Annotated in this window: 6 protein-coding genes and 2 pseudogenes; 2 read left to right on the top strand and 6 right to left on the bottom strand. The window is 62.9% G+C overall.

The genetic code is table 11. From position 1 onward, the window contains the following. Together WB528_RS22775 and WB528_RS22780 are read right to left on the bottom strand one after the other, a co-directional pair. Window positions 1-186, bottom strand: a pseudogene (locus WB528_RS22775) (hypothetical protein); the annotation flags it as partial. Window positions 187-232: 46 nt separating this feature from the next. Next, window positions 233-1,765: an acyl-CoA carboxylase subunit beta gene (locus WB528_RS22780; RefSeq protein WP_423890921.1), complete on the bottom strand. Its 1,533-nt coding sequence runs from the start codon at window positions 1,763-1,765 to the stop codon at window positions 233-235. A 153-nt stretch (window positions 1,766-1,918) separates the two neighbouring features. Between WB528_RS22780 and WB528_RS22785 the strand changes: the two genes are divergently transcribed. After that, window positions 1,919-2,350 (top strand): DUF4260 domain-containing protein, encoded by a 432-nt coding sequence (locus tag WB528_RS22785; RefSeq protein ID WP_423890923.1) that lies wholly within the window; start codon window positions 1,919-1,921, stop codon window positions 2,348-2,350. Between the two features lie 116 nt (window positions 2,351-2,466). Here the strand turns inward: WB528_RS22785 and WB528_RS22790 are convergent, their stop codons facing one another. From WB528_RS22790 to WB528_RS22805, 4 genes are all read right to left on the bottom strand, one after another. After that, the gene (locus WB528_RS22790; RefSeq protein WP_423890932.1) at window positions 2,467-3,099 is read right to left on the bottom strand and encodes a carboxymuconolactone decarboxylase family protein; all 633 of its coding nucleotides are present in this window, start codon (window positions 3,097-3,099) and stop codon (window positions 2,467-2,469) included. A 205-nt stretch (window positions 3,100-3,304) separates the two neighbouring features. Beyond that, a complete protein-coding gene (locus WB528_RS22795) occupies window positions 3,305-3,571 on the bottom strand; it encodes an EscU/YscU/HrcU family type III secretion system export apparatus switch protein (protein WP_423890924.1) in 267 nt (88 codons plus the stop codon). Continuing rightward, window positions 3,568-5,475, bottom strand: coding sequence for a flagellar hook-length control protein FliK (locus WB528_RS22800; RefSeq protein ID WP_423890926.1), 1,908 nt, complete (start codon window positions 5,473-5,475; stop codon window positions 3,568-3,570). Before WB528_RS22800 ends, WB528_RS22795 begins: the two co-directional genes overlap by 4 nt. An 80-nt stretch (window positions 5,476-5,555) precedes the next feature. Then, window positions 5,556-6,335 (bottom strand): ATP12 family chaperone protein, encoded by a 780-nt coding sequence (locus WB528_RS22805; RefSeq protein ID WP_423890929.1) that lies wholly within the window; start codon window positions 6,333-6,335, stop codon window positions 5,556-5,558. A 389-nt stretch (window positions 6,336-6,724) separates the two neighbouring features. Between WB528_RS22805 and WB528_RS22810 the strand changes: the two are divergent. Then, a pseudogene (locus WB528_RS22810) lies at window positions 6,725-6,993 on the top strand (hypothetical protein); the annotation flags it as partial.

The raw sequence follows: 6,993 nt of genomic DNA on the forward strand, positions 1-6,993 counted from the left end.
CAGCTGCCCTGTGCCGAAAAGGCCGAGCACCGCGGCAAGCAGCAAGGCGACGCCACCCGCGATCGCTATCCTGGACGCCAGAATGAACTTCCGGCATCTTTCAGCGATCTCGGCAAGCGCCTCGATACGCTCTTCGATCGCTGAGATTTCGTCGGTAGGCTCGTCTTCGTCGGTCATCGGACTCAAGTGTGCCAAATCCGTCGCCACCGTTCCGAATTTGACTGGTCATTCCTCACAACGGCAAATTGTCGTGCTTCTTCACCGGCATCTCGACCTTCTTGTCGCGCAGCATGGCCAGCGCCCGCGCAATCCGCCGCCGGGTCGAGTGCGGCATGATGACGTCATCGAGGTAGCCGCGCTCGGCCGCGATGAACGGCGATAAAAATCGATCTTCATATTCCTTGGTGCGCTCGGCGATCTTGCTCGCGTCGTTCATGTCGGCGCGGAAGATGATCTCGACTGCGCCCTTGGCGCCCATCACCGCGATCTGCGCGGTCGGCCAGGCGTAGTTCATGTCGGCGCCGATTTCCTTGGACGCCATGACGTCGAAGGCGCCGCCATAGGCCTTGCGCGTGATCACCGTCACCAGCGGCACCGTGCATTGCGAATAGGCGAACAGGAGTTTTGCGCCGTGCTTGATCAGCCCACCATATTCCTGGCTCGTGCCGGGCAGGAATCCGGGTACGTCGACAAAGGTGACGATCGGGATATTGAAGGCATCGCAAAAACGCACGAAACGCGCCGCCTTTCGCGAGGCGTCAGAGTCGAGCACGCCCGCGAGCACCATCGGCTGGTTGGCGACAAAGCCGACCGTGCGGCCGGCGATGCGGCCGAAGCCGGTGACGATGTTTTTCGCAAAGGCTTCCGAGATTTCGAAGAAATCCCCCTCGTCCACGACCTTCAGGATCAACTCCTTCATGTCGTAGGGCTTGTTGGGATTGTCGGGGATCAGCGTGTCGAGCGAGAGGTCGACACGCTCGATGTCGTCGAAGCTGGGCCATTCCGGCACGCCGTCGGTATTGTTCGAGGGCAGGAAGTCGATCAGACGCCGCATCTGCAACAGCGTCTCGACGTCGTTCTCGAAAGCGCCGTCGGCGATCGAGGAGCGCGTGGCGTGAACGGACGCGCCGCCGAGTTCTTCCGCCGTGACGACCTCGTTGGTGACGGTCTTCACCACGTCGGGGCCGGTGACGAACATGTAGCTCGTGTTCTTCACCATGAAGATGAAGTCGGTCATCGCGGGCGAATAGACGTCGCCACCGGCGCAAGGGCCCATGATGACGGAGATCTGCGGGATCACGCCTGAGGCGATGACGTTGCGGCGGAACACGTAGGAATAACCGGCCAGTGCTGCGACGCCTTCCTGGATGCGCGCGCCGCCCGCATCGTAAAGCCCGATGATTGGCGCCCTCGCCTTCATCGCCATGTCCTGAAGCTTGGTGATCTTCAGCGCGTGGGTCTCGGACAGCGAGCCACCGAACACGGTAAAATCCTTGGCGAATACGAAGGTCTTGCGGCCGTTAACGGTGCCCCAGCCGGTGACGACGCCATCGCCGGGCACTTTGGTCTTTTCCATGCCGAACTCGGTCGAGCGATGTTCGACAAACATGTCGAACTCCTCGAAGCTGCCCTTGTCGAGCAGGAGGTCGATCCGCTCCCGCGCCGTCAGCTTGCCGCGCGCGTGCTGTGCGGCGATGCGCTTCTCGCCGCCGCCGAGCCTTGCGCCCGCGCGACGTTCTTCAAGGGTGTCCAGAATGTCTTTCATGTCGTTTCCAGCCCGATTTTCATATTCGTTCTAACAGGCCTTTTGCGGTGAGGAAATGTCCCAAGGGGCCAGCCCGCCGTTGTCCGATAAGCAGCGCTTTTCGGCAGCCGCCGGCGCACCTAATATCCGGCGTCTCAAACCGGGGGGATAGCGATGACGGAGAGCGCGAGCCAGAAGATGACCGGAACAGAGGCGACCGGCGCCGTATCGGGCGGCGTGCGCGCCCTGCTGCGGCTGGAGGGGTTGACGCTGCTGGCCGGAATGACGCTGCTTTACGGGCTCTGGGGCGGGCCCTGGTGGCTCTACGCCGTGCTGTTTCTGGCGCCCGACCTGAGCTTCCTGGGCTACCTCGCAGGTCCGCGCGTGGGCGCCATCGTCTACAACGCCGCCCACAGCCATATCGTGCCACTGGCGATGATAATGGCCGGTTTTGGCTTCGCCCCGCCGCTACTGCTTTCCGTCGCGATGATCTGGCTCGCGCATATCGGCTTCGACCGCGCGCTCGGCTATGGGTTGAAATATTCCGCCGGCTTCGGCTTCACCCATCTCGGCCGGATCGGCAGGGGCGCCGACGCGAAGGTTTGAGGCGTCGGCTTCGTTGCGTTGGTCCAGTTGGGGGCAACAATCAGAATTGGTTCGATACCCGCCGCGATATTGGTGGGCTCCCTCTCCCCTTGCGGGAGAGGTTAGAAAGAGGCTCACTACTCGTCGGCCTTGAACGGCGGCTCCTTGCCGGGCGGCACGGTCTCTTCCGACATCGCCAGCACCATCGCGACCATCACGTAATTGCCGGCGACCGCCGTGAGATCGACAATCTGCTGATCGTTGAACACTTTCTTCGCACGCGTATAGGTTTCATCGGAAACCTTCCGCGTGGTGGTGAGCTCGGTGACGAAGTCGTAGACGACTGCCTCGTCCTCGGCCATTTTCGACGGCCGTTTGCCTTCCTTCAATTCGGCGATGATGTCGGTGGAAAGACCCGCCTTCGCCGCGAGTGGCGCATGCGCAAACCATTCGACCTGCGAGCGCCATTGACGCCCGATGATCAGGATCGCAAGCTCATTGAGCTTGATCGGAACCGACGTTTCCCAGCGCAGATAATGAAACAGATCGAACAGCCGCTGGCCAAGCACGGGGCTGCGCATCAGAGGATTGTAGGGCCCGCCGATCCCGACGCTCGAGATCTTCATGATCTGCTCGCCAAGCGGCTTCTGTGCGTCGGTGAGCTGATCCATGTTGAGTTGCGGGAAGCGCGGTTCCTTGCCGGTGGCGGGCGGCGCAAACATCGTGGCGGCAAGCCAGCCGCTGGCGGTAGCCAACATCAGCGATGACATGAAGATGGCAGATTTCACGGTTTCCTCCGGTTTGTTCTTAACGATTTCGGGGCGCGCCAGGGGCGGCCAGATCGAAGCTTCAGCCATGGGCCAGAACTTCTCTGCGGACCTGTCGCTATCGACACGAGGAAACCGGCAATTCGTATTGCTTCGCCCGCGCGGCACGAACATCGCCGAAGTGTCGTTGGAGCTGAATCGGCGATAATCAGCGAACGCGGCCCGACAGCCGCAACACGAAGATCAGGACTTCGGCGACCGCCTTGTAGAGTTCGGCCGGGATTTCCTCGCCGAGTTCGACGTTGGAAAGCGCGCCTGCCAGCACTTCGTTCTCTTCGATCGGAATATTGTTGGCTTTGGCGACCTCGATGATCTTCTCGCCGATCGTGCCTTTGCCCTTGGCGACGACGCGCGGCGCGCCGGTGCGATCGTAATGCAGGGCGACGGCGAGCTGGCTCTTTTTGTCCATGCTCATGACGCCCGATCCAGAAAATGCCCGGCCAGTGCCGCCGCCGGTTGCGACGGCGCGCCGTCGCGGATCACGATATCGCCGGGCTTTAATTCCGCACGGCTCAAGGCTTGAGAGAGTTGCGAAACCCCCGCCCGCAATTGCGAGGCCGTGGAAGGCCGCTCCGCCCACATCCGCACCGAAGTGCGATCGCCATTCAGCGAAACCAGCGCATGAACGGGCCCGGCGGGTTCGACATTCAGCGAGAAACGCGCGCGCCACGTTGCCTTGGCGGCAGCGGTTGCAGTCTCACCCCCGCCATCGCGCGAAATCTCGAACTGCGCCATCGCCGTGCCCTGCGGCGTCGCGAGCGGGATTTCGAAATTCCAGCGCGGCGCGGCGGTATCGATACGCGAGGTGGAAGCATCGACCTGGCCGGGCAATGAGGCAATCTGCAACAGTGTTTGCCGCGCGATCGCGCCATCGGTGCCGTCGAGCAGATGCTGCAATGCTGTATTGAGGGGCATGTGCGCCGAGAGCGTCGCCGAAGCGACCGGCTGCGCCGCGGGCAGCGCGCCGTTGATCGGCGGCGGCGGCAAATTGGTGCGAGCGAATTCGGCGTCATCGGGCGTGCGCGCACCCGACACAACGGGCAACAACGCCAACGCCTGGCCGTTCTCGGATACGAACTGCGACGGGTTGGTGACGGCTAGCGGCGAGGCCTGAAGCACCTCCTGCAACAGGTTGAGCGCCACGCTGGTAGCCGTCGCACGCGCCGCGGCCGCGGGCACAACGGCGACGGGGCTTTGGCTACCGGCCACAAGATCGGCAATTTCGGCAAGCGTCGCCTGGGCTACGGTCTGCGTTGAGGCGGCTGCCGTGGCCGTTGCCGGCACGAGCAAACCCGCACCCACGAGGCCTTCCGTCACCTGCCCCTGGCTTTCGGTTCCAGCCAGGATTGTCGCCACGATTGCGGAAGATTCCACGGCGGCCTGTTCGGCTGGCACGGAGGCTGCGGCGAGCGCCGTTGTTGCCTGCTGGATCACACCGGCCGAGGCCCGCGACGAGACCGAAGCAGCGGCGGCGGGATCGGAGGCCGCTGCAGCCGATGGCGTCACCTCCTCCGCCGACATAGCGGCTTGCAGCAAGCCCGGTTGAGATATCGAGGCGGCAGCCGGCGCGGTCGTAGTGGCCGCTGTGGTTACATCCGCCAGCGATGCCGTCAGCGCCTGACGCAGCACGATCAAAGCCGCCTTGAGATCGGGTACGCCACTCGACAAAGGCGCCGATCCCGACGCGAGCGAGGTTTCCAAGAGCAATCCGGAGGTTTGAAACGCCTGCTTGACGGCACCGGCCGTCAGATTCTGGTCGAGATTGGTCTGCTGCGCCAACACCTGCGCAACTGCTTGCTGGACCTGCGGCGGCAGGTTCGGCAATCCGCTGGCGGCATTCAGATCGGCAAACAGCGGTGCGAGCGAGGTCTGCTGGGTTGCCGCCGTCTGCGCCGCGATCGAGACCGCCAAGGTCTCGAGCGGCGTCAATGGACTGGCCGGGCTCGCCGCATCCGGCGTCAGATTGCTCGCAAGGCTCGCGGCGAGCGCAGGCGAAAGCGTCAAGACGGGATCGGACGTCGCGGCCGCACCGCTCGCAGTCTGACCTGGGCTGGTGCCCGGCGGATTGACGATCGCAAGCCCAATTCCGCTTGGGGTTTGCGAGACCTGCAATTGGAGCGTCTGGCCGGCCTGAAGCGGCACCTGCGTTGCCGCCTCGATCGTCTGGTTGCCGATGGCGATTTGCACCTGGTCGTTGCCCAGGACCTGCACGACCTGCGCCGTGATCACCTGCCCCGCTTGCAGCACGATTCCGCTCGCGGGCGAACTTGGCGCCGCCGCCGTGGAGGTCTGAATATTCGGAATGATCGTGATCGCCATGACTCACCGGGGTGATCGTCCCGGCGAAGCTAGCCGCGTGTCGTAAACCTCTCGTTAACCGAGGCAAAGACAGGTGCCGGCTACTTCCGACCGAGCGCCTTAAGAACGGCCGTGACCGCGTTGAAATCGACCAGTTTAGCGGCCTTTCGCGCCGCCACTTCCTCGTCCACGCCCCATTTCTCGGCGTTCCAGTCCTCATCGACATGCGCCGCTGCCCAAGCCTGGTCCGGATCGATCATGCCATGGAACAGCGCGAGCGCCAAAAGCGCCGATCCGGTCAGCGTCGTAATCACATGTAGCGCCGCGATCGCCCAGGCATCGGAGGGCAAGGCGGCGCGCGCCGCCGTGACGGCCGGTTCGGGCTGGCGGACATGTATCACGCCTTCGGCGAGTATGAAGTGCGCGCCCAGCGCGTCCTTGGCCCAGAACAGGATTGGGTCCCAATGGCTGGCCTCGCGCGCTACCAGCCCCTCGGGATGACCGGCCCGGTAAAACAGCAAATCGGACTCGAAATATTTTGCGACATCGTCGGTAACCGCTGCGGCGTTATCGGTCACCCCCTGCACCACGCTGTTGGCAAAGCGCGTGACCGGCATCGTCAGGGGCTCGATGAATTCGCCTTGGGCGTTCCACTCCGCCGCGATCGTCTCCGCCAGCGAACGCACCGGCACGATCACGGTGCGCCCCGACGGCGTCCTGACCGGCTTGCCGTCGAGCGTGACCGTGAAGCCGCCACCGCTCTCGCCAATGCCGGCATTCGCATAGAAGCGCTTGCGCTGGACCGCGCGCGCCGAGCGCCGTGCCGCTTCCATCGGATTGACCTCGGATTGGCCTGCCATTTCGTCGAACAGTTCTCGCATTGTCGCCCGGGCTTCGCTGGTGGAGTGGATTTGACATTCGCTGCCCATCTAACCGCAAGTTCGTAAAGCGAATGTCAAACCCCAAACTCCCCTAGAATCATCAATTTGCTGGTGGTCCTTTGGTTCTCGCATTCGCAAAAGTGCCCGCCGAGAAGAGATGCGAATGTTACAACCGGACCACCAAGGGTGATATCCTGCGCAAATTACGACAGGCACAGCCGCAATGAAAGCGAACAGGCACGCATGACCAAGGCAGCGGTCATACGCCTTTTAGGCGTCAGCGCTAGCCTATTGGCGCTTTGGGGCAGTTCAAGCGCACGCGCAGCAATTTTTCGATCCGAGCCTGCGGGACTCCTGGCGTTCGCAGCAAAGCGCCTTAGGACTTCCTCGTGCAAAGCGCGACGTGGAAGCTCGGGACCGTCTCGATTTCCATCCTGAGCCGGCAGTTCGACAAAACCTATGTGGCCACAAGCTCCGACAATCAGGGGCGGCGCGTGACGATGATTTTCATTCCGGTCAACGGTCTCGACGGCTGGGTGATCTACGATGTCGAAAGCCGGCGCGATTCCTTGCGCGCGTTTCTCGCGCAATATCGCAACCAGAGCGCTAGCGGCTGTTCGCACAGGCGCGCGAATAGGAATCACGATCACCGGGACCA

It is taken from the genome of Bradyrhizobium sp., from assembly GCF_049586575.1.
Lineage (GTDB): Bacteria > Pseudomonadota > Alphaproteobacteria > Rhizobiales > Xanthobacteraceae > Bradyrhizobium.

Coding starts and splice junctions, on each gene's coding strand:
- WB528_RS22780 (WP_423890921.1), bottom strand. CDS start 1,765: ATGAAAGACATTCTGGACACCCTTGAAGAACGTCGCGCGGGCGCAAGG.
- WB528_RS22800 (WP_423890926.1), bottom strand. CDS start 5,475: ATGGCGATCACGATCATTCCGAATATTCAGACCTCCACGGCGGCGGCG.
- WB528_RS22795 (WP_423890924.1), bottom strand. CDS start 3,571: ATGAGCATGGACAAAAAGAGCCAGCTCGCCGTCGCCCTGCATTACGAT.
- WB528_RS22790 (WP_423890932.1), bottom strand. CDS start 3,099: ATGTCATCGCTGATGTTGGCTACCGCCAGCGGCTGGCTTGCCGCCACG.
- WB528_RS22785 (WP_423890923.1), top strand. CDS start 1,919: ATGACGGAGAGCGCGAGCCAGAAGATGACCGGAACAGAGGCGACCGGC.
- WB528_RS22805 (WP_423890929.1), bottom strand. CDS start 6,335: ATGCGAGAACTGTTCGACGAAATGGCAGGCCAATCCGAGGTCAATCCG.